Annotated in this window: 15 protein-coding genes; 10 read left to right on the top strand and 5 right to left on the bottom strand. The window is 55.6% G+C overall.

Features of this window, described 5'->3' with window-relative positions:
• On the top strand, positions 1 to 474 hold the full coding sequence (locus tag EYC98_RS02965; protein ID WP_279243816.1) for a GNAT family N-acetyltransferase: 474 nt from the start codon (positions 1 to 3) through the stop codon (positions 472 to 474).
• Positions 474 to 1,961 (top strand): PQQ-dependent sugar dehydrogenase, encoded by a 1,488-nt coding sequence (locus EYC98_RS02970; RefSeq protein ID WP_279243817.1) that lies wholly within the window; start codon positions 474 to 476, stop codon positions 1,959 to 1,961. The genes EYC98_RS02965 and EYC98_RS02970 overlap by 1 nt, the downstream gene beginning before the upstream one ends.
• Here the strand turns inward: EYC98_RS02970 and dtd are convergent.
• Positions 1,930 to 2,376 (bottom strand): D-aminoacyl-tRNA deacylase, encoded by a 447-nt coding sequence (gene dtd / locus EYC98_RS02975; RefSeq protein ID WP_279243818.1) that lies wholly within the window; start codon positions 2,374 to 2,376, stop codon positions 1,930 to 1,932. The two genes, EYC98_RS02970 and dtd, sit on opposite strands and share 32 nt — an antisense overlap.
• A gap of 38 nt (positions 2,377 to 2,414) precedes the next feature.
• Complete coding sequence (typA, locus tag EYC98_RS02980; protein ID WP_279243819.1) at positions 2,415 to 4,226, bottom strand: translational GTPase TypA; 1,812 nt, start codon at positions 4,224 to 4,226, stop codon at positions 2,415 to 2,417.
• A gap of 616 nt (positions 4,227 to 4,842) precedes the next feature.
• On the opposite strand from typA, the gene glnA reads away from it, so the two are divergent.
• The 5 genes from glnA to trmL all read left to right on the top strand — a co-directional run bounded on the left by glnA (position 4,843) and on the right by trmL (position 10,106).
• Positions 4,843 to 6,249 (top strand): glutamate--ammonia ligase, encoded by a 1,407-nt coding sequence (gene glnA, locus EYC98_RS02985; protein WP_279243820.1) that lies wholly within the window; start codon positions 4,843 to 4,845, stop codon positions 6,247 to 6,249.
• Between the two features lie 113 nt (positions 6,250 to 6,362).
• The gene (locus tag EYC98_RS02990; protein WP_279243821.1) at positions 6,363 to 6,863 is read left to right on the top strand and encodes a DUF4124 domain-containing protein; all 501 of its coding nucleotides are present in this window, start codon (positions 6,363 to 6,365) and stop codon (positions 6,861 to 6,863) included.
• A gap of 242 nt (positions 6,864 to 7,105) precedes the next feature.
• Positions 7,106 to 8,224, top strand: a complete 1,119-nt coding sequence (glnL, locus tag EYC98_RS02995) for a nitrogen regulation protein NR(II) (RefSeq protein ID WP_279243822.1) — start codon at positions 7,106 to 7,108, stop codon at positions 8,222 to 8,224.
• Complete coding sequence (ntrC, locus tag EYC98_RS03000) at positions 8,211 to 9,617, top strand: nitrogen regulation protein NR(I) (protein WP_279243823.1); 1,407 nt, start codon at positions 8,211 to 8,213, stop codon at positions 9,615 to 9,617. Before glnL ends, ntrC begins: the two co-directional genes overlap by 14 nt.
• Before the next feature lie 12 nt (positions 9,618 to 9,629).
• Positions 9,630 to 10,106: a tRNA (uridine(34)/cytosine(34)/5-carboxymethylaminomethyluridine(34)-2'-O)-methyltransferase TrmL gene (gene trmL / locus EYC98_RS03005; protein ID WP_279243824.1), complete on the top strand. Its 477-nt coding sequence runs from the start codon at positions 9,630 to 9,632 to the stop codon at positions 10,104 to 10,106.
• Here trmL and secB read toward each other — a convergent pair.
• From secB to EYC98_RS03020, 3 genes are read right to left on the bottom strand one after another with little or no spacing between them, the layout of a single operon-like run.
• Positions 10,103 to 10,609 (bottom strand): protein-export chaperone SecB, encoded by a 507-nt coding sequence (secB, locus tag EYC98_RS03010; protein WP_279243825.1) that lies wholly within the window; start codon positions 10,607 to 10,609, stop codon positions 10,103 to 10,105. The two genes, trmL and secB, sit on opposite strands and share 4 nt — an antisense overlap.
• Positions 10,610 to 10,621: 12 nt before the next feature.
• Positions 10,622 to 10,879, bottom strand: coding sequence for a glutaredoxin 3 (gene grxC, locus EYC98_RS03015; protein ID WP_420887165.1), 258 nt, complete (start codon positions 10,877 to 10,879; stop codon positions 10,622 to 10,624).
• A gap of 20 nt (positions 10,880 to 10,899) precedes the next feature.
• On the bottom strand, positions 10,900 to 11,457 hold the full coding sequence (locus EYC98_RS03020; protein WP_320415537.1) for a rhodanese-like domain-containing protein: 558 nt from the start codon (positions 11,455 to 11,457) through the stop codon (positions 10,900 to 10,902).
• A gap of 17 nt (positions 11,458 to 11,474) precedes the next feature.
• Here EYC98_RS03020 and gpmI point away from each other — a divergent pair, with 17 nt between their 5' ends.
• The 3 genes from gpmI to EYC98_RS03035 all read left to right on the top strand — a co-directional run bounded on the left by gpmI (position 11,475) and on the right by EYC98_RS03035 (position 15,681).
• Positions 11,475 to 13,028, top strand: coding sequence for a 2,3-bisphosphoglycerate-independent phosphoglycerate mutase (gene gpmI, locus EYC98_RS03025; RefSeq protein WP_279243826.1), 1,554 nt, complete (start codon positions 11,475 to 11,477; stop codon positions 13,026 to 13,028).
• A complete protein-coding gene (locus EYC98_RS03030; protein WP_279243827.1) occupies positions 13,028 to 14,185 on the top strand; it encodes a murein hydrolase activator EnvC family protein in 1,158 nt (385 codons plus the stop codon). Before gpmI ends, EYC98_RS03030 begins: the two co-directional genes overlap by 1 nt.
• A gap of 152 nt (positions 14,186 to 14,337) precedes the next feature.
• Entirely contained in the window at positions 14,338 to 15,681 is a 1,344-nt protein-coding gene (locus EYC98_RS03035; protein ID WP_279243828.1) for a S41 family peptidase, read from the top strand.
• Positions 15,682 to 15,712: the final 31 nt, after the last annotated feature.

Here is a 15,712-nt window from a genome sequence, read left to right on the forward strand (position 1 = left end):
ATGGACCCGACCGCTATCACCTGGCATTGTCAGCCGTTTTCCGCTCTGGAGAACAGACTGCTATATCAGTTGCTACAACTGCGGCAGGCCATTTTTGTAGTGGAGCAAAATTGCCCTTACCCCGATCTCGACAACCTGGACCCGCACTGCGACCACTTGTTTGCCCTTAATCAGGATGAGCCGGTGGCCTATGCCCGCTGCCTGCCACCAGGGCTGACCGGGGAGCAAAGTTCCATTGGTAGAGTTTTGGTGCAGGCCCAGCTGCGCCGCTTACAGCTGGGCGGCGAGCTAATGCGCCGCGCTATCGCGCACAATTTTGCGCAGTGGCCCGGGCACTCTATTCGTATTGGAGCACAGGCCTATCTGGAAGAGTTCTACCGGCATTTGGGTTTCACTTCGGAACAGGATCATTACATGGAAGACGGCATTTTACACATACACATGCAGCTCACTACAACAGGCGAACCTCACTGATGAAAATACTCGCTAAACTCCTGATCGGGTTGCTCGCGGTTGGCATACTGGGCCTGGTCGGTGTCATCCTGTTTGCTCCCGGCATTCATATCAGTAGCCTCAGTATGATTCTAAACGTCGCTACCGGCAGCGGCACCAAAACCTCTTCTGATGCGTTACTGGAGCGATTGCGCGTAGCCGACGGCTTTAGCGTCAGTGTCTACGCCCGCGGCCTGGAGAACCCCCGCGCCATGGCGATGTCGGAATCAGGCCAGCTGCTCATAACCAGCCCCCGCAGCGGCAGTATCCTGCGGCTAGAAGACACCAATGACGATCTTGCGGCTGATAACAGTAGCGTTTTAATTGATGGCTTAACGCGCCCTTACGGTATCGCCCTGCACAATGGCTATCTATATATCGGAGAGTCCAACCAGATTGGGCGCATCAGCTTTGACAGTGAAACCACTACCGTCAGCGGCGACTACGAAGTGATAATTCCTGACCTCGGAGATAGCGGCAACCACTGGACTAAAACCATCCGTTTCGGTCCTGAGGGAAATCTGTACGTGGCCATGGGGTCGACCTGCAACGTTTGCGTGGAAGCCGACCAGCGTCGCGCCACGATAATGCGCTTCGACGCCGACGGCGGTCAGGGGGAGATTTTTGCCAGCGGCTTACGTAACAGTGTGGGGATGGATTTTGCACCCTGGGATGGCGCCTTGTACGCCACTGACAACGGTCGCGATATGTTGGGAGATGACTACCCTCCCTGCGAACTCAATTTGGTCAAGGACGGGGGATTTTACGGCTGGCCATACCTGAATGGGGACAACGATCCGGATCCCGACTTCGGCCACGAGCGTCTGGATTTGCAGGCACGCGCCATTCCCCCGGTGCTGCACTTTCCCGCTCACAATGCCCCGCTAGGCATTCATTTTGTTAACAGCGATAGTGCCGGCTGGGAGCGCAGCGCGCTGGTAGCCCTGCATGGATCCTGGAACCGCAGTGAGCCGGACGGCTACAAAGTGGTTGCCCTTAAGTGGGACGCTGCCGGCACAGTCAGCTCAGAAGATTTTCTGTGGGGCTTTGAGGAAGACGGCGACATTATTGGTCGGCCGGTGGAAATAGTCGCCGATGGCCGTGGAGGTTTCTTTATCTCTGACGATTATTCAGGCTCTGTCTATCGCGTCAGCCAAGGTAGCCAGGCAGTAGCTGCAGCGCTAACCGTGGCTCCTACTCATGCTCAGACCAAAGTGGTTACCGATCCCCAGCTAGCCGCCGCCGGTGCAGCACTCTACGCTGCGTTGCCCTGCGCCAGTTGCCACAGCGACAGCGTAGCTACGCCGGTTTCGCTTGATCAAGTACCGCAGCGCTATAACTTGACGACACTGGCAGATTACTTCCTGGCACCAACACCCCCCATGCCGCGCTATGAGCTAACGACCGAGCAGCGCACCCAACTGGCGCATTACCTGTTCAGTCAGGCGCAACTTCCAGCAGAAAAGTAACCGGACCGTCGTTAGTCAGTGATACCTGCATGTCAGCGCCGAAAACACCGGCGCTGACCACAGGGTGCAGTTCACGCAGTAAGTCCAGCAACTGAACGTAAAGCACCTCCGCTTCCGCAGGCGGCATAGCCGCACTGAAGCTGGGCCGTAAGCCCTTGCGGGTCGAGGCGGCGAGGGTGAACTGCGACACCAGCAACACACCGCCAGAGACATCTCTCACACTGAGATTCATGCGCTCTTGTGCATCGGGGAAAACCCGGTAGTCGAGCAGCTTATCCAGCAGGCGCCTACCGTTGGCCAGTGAATCACCTTGCTCCAGACCGAGCAGCACCAATAGACCGGTATCGATACTGCCGACTGGTTTGGCATCAACCTCGACGCTGGCGCGGCTGACCCTTTGCAGCAATGCTTTCATTTATTGAAGGCTACTACAGCTTAATAAAGTGGCGCAGCCTAGAGGCGACCGGCCTTGCGGCGTTCATGCTCCAGCAGCAACTTCTTACGCAGACGAATACTGACTGGGGTCACTTCCACCAGCTCGTCATCTTCAATATATTCCAGCGCCTGCTCCAGGGTATGCCTGACCGGCGGCGTCAATACGATATTTTCGTCAGTGCCTGACGCCCGGACATTGGTAAGCTGCTTGGCCTTGGTTGGATTGACCGTGAGGTCGTTGCCGCGGCTGTGCTGACCAATAATCTGCCCTTCATACACATCCAGATTGGGTTCAATGAACAAACGACCCCGTTCCTGCAGGTTGAACAGCGAGTAACCCAGGCTTTTACCCTTAACCAGCGACACCAGTACACCGTTGGTGCGCTTGATGGGATCGGCATTTTTTACCGGACCATAGTGATCGAAAACGTGGGTGAGAATACCGCTGCCTGAAGAAAGTGTCAGGAACAGTGACCGAAAACCGATCAACCCGCGCGCCGGAATAATAAACTCCATGCGTACCCGACCCATACCATCGGGCACCATATTCTTGATCTCAGCACGACGCCGGCCCAGTTCTTCCATCAATGCGCCCTGGTGTTTCTCTTCGCAATCTACCAGTAGCTGCTCATAGGGCTCCTCTACCTTGCCATCGACCACGCGCTGAATAACCTCAGCCCGTGATACCCCCAGCTCAAAACCCTCACGTCGCATATTTTCTATCAATACCGACAAGTGCAGTTCACCACGGCCCGACACCAGAAACTTATCAGGGGAGTCACCCGATTCAACGCGCAGTGCCACATTGTGAATGAGTTCGCGCTCCAACCGTTCACGGATATTACGTGAGGTGACGTATTTACCTTCCTTGCCTGAAAACGGAGAGTCGTTAACCTGGAACGTCATACTCACAGTGGGCTCATCAACGCTCAGCTCAGGCAGTGCCTCAACATGAGCCGGATCACACAGCGTGTCGGAAATATTCAATGCATCAATGCCGGTTATACAAACGATATCGCCGGCCTCAGCGCCAGTCACGTCAACCCGCTCCAGCCCCATGTAACCCATGACTTGCAGCACGCGACCATTGCGCGTGGCGCCATCACGACCCACCACGGTGACCTGAGTGTTGGGAGACAGGGTACCGCGAGTAATGCGACCAACCCCAATAACACCCACATAGCTAGAATAGTCGAGTGCCGAAATCTGCATTTGCAGGGGGCCATCGCGGTTCACATCAGGTGCGGGGACCTTTTCTATCACCGATTCAAACAGCGGCGTCATGTCGTTCGCCATCTCTTCATGGTCTAGCCCGGAAATCCCCTCAAGGGCTGAGGCAAAAATAATAGGGAAGTCCAACTGCTCATCGGTCGCTCCCAGCTTGTCAAACAGGTCAAACACCTGATCCACAACCCAGTCAGGCCGGGCACCAGGACGGTCGACTTTATTGACGACGACAATCGGGTTCAAGCCCTGCTCAAACGCCTTAGAGGTGACAAACCGAGTCTGCGGCATCGGACCGTCGACGGCGTCGACTAGCAGCAGCACGCTGTCCACCATCGACAGGACACGCTCTACTTCACCGCCAAAATCAGCGTGTCCGGGGGTATCGACGATGTTGATGCGATAGTCGCCCCAGGTAATGGCCGTATTCTTGGCTAAAATGGTAATGCCGCGCTCACGCTCCTGATCATTGGAGTCCATAACCCGTTCGGTAGAGCTGTCGCGCCGCTCAAGGGTGCCCGATTGTTGCAGCAGGCAGTCGACCAAGGTGGTCTTGCCATGGTCTACGTGGGCAATAATCGCGATATTGCGGAGATTTTCAATCATGACAGTGTGTTATCCGTTCGCGTCAATATTGGGACCAGGTGACCTTATCCGAAGAGGGTCGACCGAGCCCAGTGACACGGGTTGATGGGTGGCCAAAGGGCGCGCATTGTACAGTAAAGCCGCCCCGGTAAACAGACCACATGTAATTACCGCACAATAGGGCCTGTAACTGTCAGTTTTCCAATGCGGAAACACCTTGTCCGTCGCCGACCGCAACCATAAGGGCACGCGCACTACTCATCCTCTGTATGCCTAAAGGAAACTGATCACGACGGTGATTTCAGCCAAATACTTGACAATATAGGTGATAGCGGCCATAACACCCCCTCTGCTTTAAGGGCTTATTTTCTGGCGCCCACCCATAGCAGTGCATCAAAAAAGAGCACATCTGCACCAAAAAAGGGCACTTGAGCGATTCGACTCGCTTTGCCCGGCTTTAACGCTAATCAGAACAAAGACTTAGCTTCAGAGCTTTATTGGCACAGGTTTTGCTAAAGATGGGGAGCCCTCTGGGCTTCTAGATCATGACTTTCGTGCCCGCAGGCGTCGGCAGTCCGCTACTCAATAACTGACCACTGGCCAGACCAGTACGATTACATCCGATGGAGGATTTACAATGTCAGAGAAAACTCTGGGCTTGATAAAAGAAAATGAAGTGCGCTGGGTAGACCTTCGCTTTACCGATACTAGCGGCAAAGAGCAGCACGTAACCATTCCTAGCAAAGAAGTCAGCGAAGACTTTTTTGAGGCGGGTAAAATGTTTGACGGGTCCTCCATCTCAGGTTGGAAGGGTATTAACGAGTCCGACATGATCTTGATGCCCGACGACAGCGCCTCTGTGCTTGACCCCTTTACCGACGATCCCACTATTATCGTACGCTGCGATGTCGTCGAGCCTACCACCATGCAGGGCTACGAGCGCGATCCGCGTTCAGTTGCTCGTCGTGCTGAGGAATACCTGACGTCTACCGGTATCGGTGATACTGCGTTTTTCGGTAACGAGCCTGAGTTTTTCGTCTTTGATGACGTGAAATGGCATGCGGATATCTCCGGCGCCGGCTACTCCATTAATTCTGAAGAAGCCTCCTGGGCGTCTAGCCAGTCATTTGACGATGGTAATATTGGCCACCGTCCCGGCGTTAAGGGCGGCTACTTCCCGGTTCCTCCGGTCGATAGCCTGCACGATATTCGCGCCGCTATGTGCTCTGCGATGGAGCAAATGGGCCTGGATATTGAAGTACATCACCACGAGGTTGGCACTGCTGGCCAGTGTGAGATTGGCGTGCGCTTTGACACCCTCATCGCAAAAGCCGACCAAACACAGATTCTGAAGTACTGCGTACACAATGTTGCACACGCTTACGGCAAGACGGCCACTTTCATGCCCAAGCCACTGGTTGGCGATAACGGCAGTGGTATGCACGTGCACCAATCTATTGCCAAAGACGGTGAAAACACCTTTGCGGGTGACAGCTATGCAGGACTGTCTGAAACTGCACTGTACTATATCGGCGGTATCATCAAGCACGCACGGGCCCTGAATGCTTTCACCAATGCATCCACTAACAGCTACAAGCGTCTGGTTCCGGGCTTCGAAGCGCCCGTCATGCTGGCTTATTCCGCACGTAACCGGTCTGCGTCCATACGCATACCTTACGAACCCAACCCCCGTGGCAAGCGCATCGAAGTGCGTTTCCCGGATCCCACGTCTAACCCGTACCTGGGCTTTGCTGCCATGCTGATGGCAGGTATCGATGGCATTCAGAACAAGATCCACCCTGGCGATGCGGCCGATAAAGACCTGTACGACCTGCCCGCAGAGGAAGCCCTGGCTATTCCGACGGTTTGTTCCAGCCTGGAACAGGCGCTGGATGCTCTGGATGCGGATCGCGACTTCCTGACGGCTGGTGGTGTCTTCACCAACGACATGATCGATGGTTACATCGAACTCAAGCGTGGCGAAGTTGAGCTTCTGAACATGACCACGCATCCGGTCGAGTTCGATATGTATTACTCTCTGTAGTTCTAAATAGCGTTCTAGAACAAGCTTCACAATAGTACGCCGCAAAACCCGCCGATTGGCGGGTTTTGTCGTTTTGAGGTAATGTGGCAGACCTGTTATGGAGAAACTGAAGCATGCCGCGCCTGCTACTCTTACTGTTATTACTCAGCCCACTATTGGCCACTGCACAAGTCTATAAGCACGTTGATCAAGACGGTAACGTCACGTTCAGCGACATACCTGCGCCTGGTTCAGAAAAGATAGATGTGCCGGTTAGCAATACCGTGGCAGCTCCGCCCGTAGTTAGTCGTCCCCAGGAGGAACCTGCCGACGCCCTGGTGAGCTATCAGGTGGCCATTTCGAGCCCCGAGCCCGAGGCTGTAATTCCGCGCGGGCCGGGCAATTTCAGTGTTACCGTCACGGTTTCACCCGCGCCAGACACATCCATGCAATTACAACTATTCATGGACGGCGATGCCTACGGTGCACCACAAAGCCAACTACAGTGGAACCTGACCAACGTGCCCCGCGGCACCCATCAGGTGCAAGTAGCTATCGTCGACAGCGAAGGTGAAACCCTGGCCCAGTCAGACCCCATTACTGTTTATGTGCGAAGACCGTCGAAAAACTTTTAGCGGGCTTTAGCCGTACTCCTCAAAGCTGGACATCACCCCTCTGCTAGTGCACCATAATAGTGCACCGATTCAGCAGGGCTGCACCCCATAACCGCTTGAGAACAGAAAACGCCTTCAGGGCGCCGTTTTCGAGCAATATGAGTAAGCACTTACTTACTTCAAAAGCCCGAAATCACAGTAAATCGCCTTTTTTTCGTGCGTAACAACAAGTCTGGCGCTATTTTTGCTTAGAGTGCATGGTAATGACGAAATACTCTCCGACAAATACTGACGTGGGTGCACCTTCCAACCCATTGCCGCAGTCCGTCCTCGATACGCTGAGCACGGCAATTATTCTGGTGGATACCCAGATGCAGGTGCGCTACCTCAACGCCTCCGCCCAGATGCTGCTGGAAATCAGTGCCGGCCGCGCGCTCCAGGCCCCGTTGGCACAATTACTGCCCGACAATCCGCAGCTGCATGAGGAACTGGGTACCGCCATGCGCGACAGCAGCCCTCATACTAACCGGGGGTTACATTTAAAACTGGCTAGCGGGCACGAGCTCAATGTCGACCTGATGGTGACACCCTTTGATGATGAGAGCGGCGATTACGTTGGCCTGCTGCTGGAGTTGCAGGTAGTTGACCGCCTGCTGCGGATCAGCCGTGAAGAAGGCCTGCTGTCTTCGCAGCAGTCGAGCCGGGCCATGATTCGTGGCCTCGCGCATGAAATCAAGAACCCGTTGGGTGGTGTACGTGGCGCCGCGCAACTGCTTGCCCGAGAGCTTGAGGATCCGGCGCTGGAAGAGTACACCCAGATTATCATCGCCGAATCGGATCGCCTGCGTGATCTGGTCGACACCATGCTCGGGCCCAATCAGCGACCACAGCCAAGGATGATCAATGTGCATGCAGTACTGGAGCATGTGCGCAGCTTATTAGAGGCAGAGGTAGGCGACAGTATTATCGTGACCCGCGACTACGACCCCAGCCTGCCCGATATTTGTGCAGATCGGGCCCAGTTGGTGCAGGCGCTTTTAAACATTGTACGCAACGCCATGCAGGCGACAGCTGCCAATGCGGGTCCGCGCAGGATTAACCTGAGTACGCGCATCCAGCGCCAGTTCACTATCGGCACCAAGCGACATCGCCTTGTGTGCCGGGTTGATATCGAAGACAACGGGCCCGGAATTCCAGAAGAGCTGGAAAACTCGATTTTTGTGCCGATGGTAAGCGGTAAGAGCGACGGCACCGGACTCGGCCTGTCGATCAGCCAGTCAATCATTAACCAACACGACGGCATCATTGAGTGCCAGACCGAACCGGGTCGTACCATTTTTTCTATCTACATACCTTTGGGAAACAAACATGCCGATGAATAATAGTGTCTGGGTGGTAGACGATGATAAGTCCATACGCTGGGTGCTGGAACGCGCTCTCAGCCAGGCCGATCTGAACGTCCAAAGCTTCGAGCAAGCAGAAGACCTTCTGCTGCAGCTAGAGCACGAATTACCCGACGCCATCATTAGTGACATTCGCATGCCCGGTATGGACGGACTCGGACTACTGTCCCGAGTCCACGAGCAGTACCCCGACCTGCCGGTGATTATCACTACCGCGCACTCAGATCTGGAGAGCGCCGTCGCCTCCTACCAAAAAGGTGCGTTTGAATATCTCCCCAAACCCTTCGATATTGATGAGGTAGTCGCTGTCGCAGGACGCGCCCTGGCGCAGGCACAGGAGCGGTCTGGCATCAGCCCCAGTCCAGAGCTACCGGAGGCCACCGAGATCATCGGTGAAGCACCGGCTATGCAGGAAGTCTTTCGCGCCATCGGCCGTCTCGCCCACTCCAGTATTACCGTACTCATAAACGGCGAGTCAGGCACCGGCAAGGAGCTGGTTGCCAGAGCCCTGCACCGGCATAGCCCGCGCTCCGACGCACCGTTTATCGCCCTGAATATGGCGGCTATACCCCGTGACTTGATGGAGTCAGAGCTATTTGGCCATGAAAAAGGTGCATTTACCGGAGCCAACACGCAGCGCCGCGGGCGGTTTGAGCAGGCTGACGGTGGCACCCTGTTCCTCGACGAGATTGGCGATATGCCAGCGGAGACGCAAACCCGCTTGCTGAGGGTTCTAGCTGACGGCGAGTTTTACCGGGTCGGCGGCCATACCCCTATTCAGGTGGACGTGCGGATCATCGCCGCAACACACCAGAACCTGGAACAGTTGGTGCAGCAACACAGCTTCCGTGAAGACTTGTTCCATCGACTTAACGTGATTCGCATCCACATCCCCTGTCTGTCGGAAAGGCGTGAAGATATTCCCAAACTGATGCAGCATTTTTTCCAACAGGCCGGTGAGGAACTGAACGTAGAACCCAAGATCCTGCTACCGGAGACACAAGCATACCTGTGTCAGCTGGAATGGCCCGGCAACGTCAGACAACTTGAAAACACCTGCCGCTGGATTACCGTCATGGCATCCGGACGCGAAGTGCACCTGAGCGACCTGCCACCAGAGCTGGGTCAGGTCACCGAAGCTCAGACCATAACGCCAGCAACAAGCTGGCAGGATGCGCTGCGCGTCTGGGCTAGCGAGCGCCTCGCCAACGGTGAGCATCACCTACTGGAAAACGCGTTGCCTGAATTTGAGCAGGTCATGATTGAGGCGGCGCTGCAGCAAAGTCACGGGCGCAAGCGCGACGCCGCGGTGCTGCTGGGCTGGGGCCGAAATACGCTAACCCGCAAAATGAAAGAACTGGACATGCGCTAAGCGCGCCCGACAGTGTTTCAACTAGCTCTTTACCAGCCGGAAATTCCACCCAACACCGGCAATATTATTAGACTGTGCGCCAACACAGGCACGCCGCTGCACCTGATAAAACCGTTGGGGTTCGAGATGGACGACAAGCGTCTGCGCCGCGCGGGTCTGGATTATTCAGAATGGGCCAGCGTGCAGATGCACGACTCCTGGACCGAGTTCAAGACCAGCATAGGCAACCGTGGCAAGATTTATGCAGCGACTACCAAAGCCACGCAGGCTCACAGTGATGTGCAGTACACCGCAGATGATATTTTTCTGTTCGGTCCTGAAACTCGCGGCCTGCCTGGCGAAATTCTTACCGAATTGGGGCTGCAGCAGTGTATTCGTATACCCATGATGGCGCATAGCCGCAGCCTGAACTTATCGAACAGTGCCGCGGTGGTGCTACTAGAAGCGTGGCGCCAGCACGATTTTGCCGGCGCCGGGAACAGCGTTTAGTGCTTCGATTCTGACTCTTCGCCGCCAGCTTCGGCCGCCTTGGCCTGGGCTTGTTGTACCGCTTGCTGGAACAAAGCATCAAAATTGACCGGGGCCAGCATCAGCGCCGGGAAGGTGCCTTTAACCGCAATACTATCAATAGTTTCACGCACGTAAGGAAACAGCATATTGGGGCATACTGTTGCCAATATACGGCGTAAATCATCGCCCTCAATTCCTTGAATCAAGAAGATTCCGGCCTGATGTACTTCAATCAGGAAAGCGGTCTTCTCGTCCACAGTGGCAGTAACGGTGATCGTCAAAACTACTTCGTAATCGTTACCGGAAACCAGGTTGCTCTTGGTATTCAGGTCCACGTTCATTTTCGGCTTCCATTCCTGCCGAAATACTTCAGGGGCAGCGGGCGACTCAAACGACAAATCGCGTAAATAAACCCTTTGCATGACAAACTGCTGCTGTGGCGCCTGCGCCTGCTCAGTTCCAGTGACTTCTTCTTCTGCCATAACCTTTTCCCGTTAACGTTGTATTGTAGAAGCTGAATGCAGCAAGGTATCAAGTTCACCCTGTCGCTCCAGCAAGTAAAGATCATCGAACCCACCGACGTGGGTTTCGCCTACCCAAATCTGGGGCACCGTGCGCTGACCGCTAGCCGCCATCATGGTTTGGCGCAGCTCTGGATTAGCATCGACGACAAGGTCTTCATAGACCACGCCCTTGGAGTCCAGCAACTGTCGTGCCCGGATGCAGTAGGGACAATAACGCGTGGTATACATGGTAACCGCAGGTTGTGTCATCACTTCACCAGCGGCAACTGCAAATTGCCCCACTCCATCATTCCTCCCGTCATGCGATAGACTTTGGTGTAGCCTGCCGCACCCAATTTTTTACCCGCCGCCCCAGATTGTTGTCCCAGCTTGCACACCAGAATCACCGGGCGCTCGCGGTAGCTCTCTAGCTCAGCGATACGCTGGTCTAGCTTGGCCGAGGGAATATTCAGAGCCTCTACAATATGGCCGCGCTCATAATCAGCGCTGTCACGCAGATCTAAAAACAGCCCGTCCTCTGCATTGACCATATTAATGGCCTGCTGCGGTGACAGGCTCTTGCCCGACTTGCGGGACTCGTGATTCAGCAGCAAGCCGACGGCCACCGCCAGTGCGGCAACCGTAATCCACTGTTGCGACAAAAATTCCAGGAACAAAGCCATCTGTGTCAGTACCGAGTCGTGGGGGCAGACCTGCTGACCCTCAAAAAGGCGGCAAGTATACAGTGTCTTGGTGCCAGTGAAAACGCACCCAACCGTGAACTTAACGTCGATACAGGTTAGAATCGCCTGCTTGTTAAGCCACACAGCTGCGCACCGTATCCATGAACGACACTTCCAAGCATACCGTTTTACTGGTTATTCTCGATGGCTGGGGTTACCGCGAAGAAACCCGCGATAACGCCATAGCCAATGCCAACACCCCGGTCTGGGACCGCTGGTGGCAACAGCGGCCACACACGCTGTTGTCAGGCTCCGGGCTCGATGTGGGGCTGCCTGACGGTCAAATGGGCAATTCCGAAGTAGGCCATATGAGCCTGGGTGCGGGACGCGTGGTGTACCAAAACATGACCCGTATCGACGCTGCTATCAACGATGGTAGCTTCAACGAAAACACCGCCTACAACAGCGCCATTGACCAGGCTATCGACAATGGCGGCGCTGTGCATATATTCGGCCTGCTCTCGGAAGGCGGCGTTCACAGTCATCAACGCCACATTCAGGCAGCCATAGCACTGGCACATCAGCGCGGCGCCACTAAAGTCTATCTGCACGCCTTCCTGGATGGGCGCGATACCCCTCCGCGCAGCGCTCTGCCATGCATTGCCGCCATGGAGTCACAGTTTGCCGAGCTGGGCTGCGGCCGGGTAGCCTCTATTATAGGGCGCTACTATGCCATGGACCGGGACAATCGCTGGGAGCGCGTTGAGCAGGCCTGGGACCTACTGACCAACGGTACCGCCCCCTATAAGGCCGCCAGTGCCAGTGCTGGCCTGGAGCAGGCCTACCAGCGCGGTGAGAATGACGAATTTGTCAAAGCCACGATTATAGCAGGCAGCGATGAAACAGCTGCAACGGTGGAAGATGGCGACTGCGTGCTGTTCATGAATTTTCGCGCGGATCGCGCCAGGCAATTAACACGCGCCTTTGTGGAGGATGGTTTCACCCAGTTTGAGCGCAAAAAACAGCCTAAGTTGGCAGATTTTGTAATGACAACGGAATATGCCGCCGACCTGGATGCCAGCTGCGCCTACCCGCCCTCCAGCTTGACCAATGTTTTACCTGACGTTCTCTCACAGAGCGGCAAAACCCAGCTGCGCATAGCTGAAACTGAAAAATACGCCCATGTCACTTTCTTCTTCAGCGGTGGTCGCGAACAGGAGTATGCGGGAGAAACTCGCATTTTGGTGCCATCTCCAGATGTCGCCACCTATGATTTACAGCCGGAAATGAGCGCACCGGAACTCACCGACAAGCTGATAGCAGCGGTCGAGTCACAGCAGTATGACCTCATCGTGTGTAATTACGCCAACGGCGATATGGTCGGCCATACGGGCAACTATAACGCTGCAATGGCCGCCGTCGAGGCCCTCGATACCTGCCTTGGGCGGTTGGAAAAAGCACTGCTGACGAGTGGCAGCGAAGCCTTGATTACCGCCGACCACGGTAACTGCGAACAAATGATCGACTACGATTCGGGACAGAACCATACCCAGCATACGACCGAGCTGGTACCCCTTGTATATGTGGGCAATCGCGATGCAAGCTTCAATGGTGCACCCGGTGTACTGGCCGATGTAGCTCCCAGTCTGCTGCAACTGCTGAAGGTCCCGCAGCCGTCAGAAATGACCGGCAAACAGCTGCTCACGTTGGCCTGATGCCGACGCCATCGCGCCTTTGCAGTCTGGCTGGCGCCGCGCTGCTGGCGCTGGCTCTACTAAACCCGCCCGCCTTGGCCGATGAAGAATCCGATGCCCGGGAAAAACTGGGACAACTGGAACAAGCTATCGAGCAGCTCAATGTGCAGCTGCAACAGGATCTTCGCACCCGCGGCTCGCTGCAGGATGCCTTGCAAGTGTCTGAACGCAGCATTGCCCGCCTACAATCCGATATCCAGCGCACCAGAAGCGAGCTGAAACAAACCACCAATCGACTCGCCGCGCTGCAACTGCAGCGCGGCGACCTGGAAATCGCTCGCGGCGAGCAGGAACAGCTAATTCGGCGCGAACTGAAAACCGCCTACCAGATGGGCCGTCAAGGCCAGCTCAAAATACTGCTCAATCAAGAACAACCCGACACGCTGGCCCGCAACATGGCCTACTACGAATACTTCTACCGGGCGCGCAAGGAACACATCGCGAGCTATCTGGAGACCATAGAGCGCATCAACCAATTGGAACCGGAGATAGCGAGCACCGCAGAGCGGCTGGCTGCCACCCAAAAGATGCTCGACCAGCAGCGCGGCGATCTGCTACTCGGTCAGCGCCAGCGCGAGCAAGACCTGGCTTCGCTCAACGCTGGCATTCAGTCAAAAGACGCTCAGCTACAGAAGCTGAATGCCGACAGGAGCCAGCTAGAGCAATTGCTGGAGGTCATTGAAGCGGCGGTAGCGGATCTGGACACACCAGCAAGCTACCAGGGCTTTGCCGAGCTCAAGGGTCAACTGATCTGGCCTATTACCGGTAAACCACAAAATCGCTTCGGCAGTAGTCGCAGCGGCAGCCTGCGCTGGCAGGGCCTAATGATTCCTGCCCCAGAGGGCAGCCCGGTCAGCGCCATACATTACGGGCGGGTGGTATTCGCGGACTGGTTTCGCGGCTCCGGGCTACTGCTTATTATTGATCATGGAGACGGTTACATGAGCCTTTATGCGCACAACCAGACGCTATTACGCGATGTCGGCGAATGGGTAGCACCGGGCGCTGAAATCGCCACCGTGGGCAACAGCGGTGGGCGTCAGCAGGCCGCTCTATACTTTGAAATTCGCCAACAGGGTAAACCGACCAATCCCGGCCCCTGGCTGCGCGATGGCTAAACCCACCCGTTTCGCACAGATCCTGCCTGGCCTTACCCCGGATAATTAACACCTATAATGTAGCGATCATGACCAGAAACAGCGGCCTCGGTCACATCACCATCGCAGCCAACTAGGGTACACTGTGAAGACTCGCACAAGGGTTCCACCGCATGACACTAGTTTCATTACTCATCCGGCGCACGGCGCTGGTTTTGCTGGCCAGCGCCAGCCTGCATAGTCTGCCTTTAAGCGCGGCGGCAGATACCTCGCCCGAAGCCGATGCTGGCAGCCTGCCGTTGGATGAATTACGCACCTTCGCAGATGTTTTCAACCAGATTCGAGTCGCCTACGTCGAAGAGATCGATGACAAAACACTACTCGAGCATGCTATTCGGGGCATGTTAGTCGGGCTGGACCCGCATTCCGCCTATCTTAGTGCAGACGACTTTGAAGACCTGCAAACCAATACCAGTGGCGAATTCAGCGGGCTCGGCCTGGAAGTCGGCATGGAAAACGGCTACGTGAAAGTTGTCTCGCCCATTGACGACACACCGGCACAACGCGCCGGACTCGAAAGCGGCGATATTATTCTCAAGCTCGACAACCAACCTGTGAAAGGTATGTCACTGAATCAAGCGATAGACCTGATGCGGGGCCCTACGGGTTCCAGTATAGAACTGACTATCGCCCGTGAGGGCCTCAATAAACCCTTCAGTGTCACCTTGGTTCGCGACCTCATACCTCTGCTTAGTGTGCGCCAGCGCTGGCTGGAGCCCGGTTACGCCTACGTCAGGATCGCACAGTTTCAGAAAAATACCGGCGAAGACGTCGGCAAGGCACTGGAAAAGCTCCAGCAAGAGCAGGCCCTCAAGGGCATAGTGCTGGACTTGCGCAACAACCCGGGCGGTGTGTTGCGCGCCAGCGTTACCGTAGCCGACCATTTTCTTGATGGCGGCACCGTGGTCTATACCGAGGGCCGCCTCGATGATGCACAGACGCGCTATAACGCTACGCCCAATGACACCACCAGCGGCGCACCGATTGTGGTATTGATCAATGGCGGCTCGGCATCGGCCTCAGAAATCGTCGCCGGCGCGCTGCAGGATCATCGGCGGGCAGTCATCATGGGCACCGAAAGTTTTGGTAAGGGCTCAGTACAAACTATTTTGCCGCTCAGCGAAGAGCGTGCCATCAAGCTGACCACCGCTCTCTACTTCACCCCCAATGGTCGTTCGATTCAGGCGCAGGGCATCACTCCTGATATTGAGGTGGAAAGAGCCAAGGTCACCGCTTATGAAAATCTGCCACCACGTGTCTCAGAGGCCGACCTGGCCGGGCGCCTGGACAATGCCAATGACAAGTCCGAAGACGACTCCGAAACAGCGGACAAGACTCCGCCCAAACGCACACTCAATGCGCTGTTAAGTCGAGACAATCAACTCTATGAAGCGCTTACACTGCTCAAGGGTTTACATATTCTGGGCTTCAACAACACCGACACCAAAACCCTGTAGCGCCACTTGCGAACCACCTGTATCCAAAGGC

This window comes from Candidatus Litorirhabdus singularis (assembly GCF_026262625.1).
GTDB classification, from domain to species: domain Bacteria; phylum Pseudomonadota; class Gammaproteobacteria; order Pseudomonadales; family Halieaceae; genus Litorirhabdus; species Litorirhabdus singularis.

Bases quoted from the DNA above. Each gene is read 5' to 3' on its own strand.
- EYC98_RS02965 (WP_279243816.1), top strand. From the start codon at position 1: ATGGACCCGACCGCTATCACCTGGCATTGTCAGCCGTTTTCCGCTCTG.
- EYC98_RS02970 (WP_279243817.1), top strand. From the start codon at position 474: ATGAAAATACTCGCTAAACTCCTGATCGGGTTGCTCGCGGTTGGCATA.
- dtd (WP_279243818.1), bottom strand. From the start codon at position 2,376: ATGAAAGCATTGCTGCAAAGGGTCAGCCGCGCCAGCGTCGAGGTTGAT.
- typA (WP_279243819.1), bottom strand. From the start codon at position 4,226: ATGATTGAAAATCTCCGCAATATCGCGATTATTGCCCACGTAGACCAT.
- glnA (WP_279243820.1), top strand. From the start codon at position 4,843: ATGTCAGAGAAAACTCTGGGCTTGATAAAAGAAAATGAAGTGCGCTGG.
- EYC98_RS02990 (WP_279243821.1), top strand. From the start codon at position 6,363: ATGCCGCGCCTGCTACTCTTACTGTTATTACTCAGCCCACTATTGGCC.
- glnL (WP_279243822.1), top strand. From the start codon at position 7,106: ATGACGAAATACTCTCCGACAAATACTGACGTGGGTGCACCTTCCAAC.
- ntrC (WP_279243823.1), top strand. From the start codon at position 8,211: ATGCCGATGAATAATAGTGTCTGGGTGGTAGACGATGATAAGTCCATA.
- secB (WP_279243825.1), bottom strand. From the start codon at position 10,609: ATGGCAGAAGAAGAAGTCACTGGAACTGAGCAGGCGCAGGCGCCACAG.
- grxC (WP_420887165.1), bottom strand. From the start codon at position 10,879: ATGTATACCACGCGTTATTGTCCCTACTGCATCCGGGCACGACAGTTG.
- gpmI (WP_279243826.1), top strand. From the start codon at position 11,475: ATGAACGACACTTCCAAGCATACCGTTTTACTGGTTATTCTCGATGGC.
- EYC98_RS03030 (WP_279243827.1), top strand. From the start codon at position 13,028: ATGCCGACGCCATCGCGCCTTTGCAGTCTGGCTGGCGCCGCGCTGCTG.
- EYC98_RS03035 (WP_279243828.1), top strand. From the start codon at position 14,338: ATGACACTAGTTTCATTACTCATCCGGCGCACGGCGCTGGTTTTGCTG.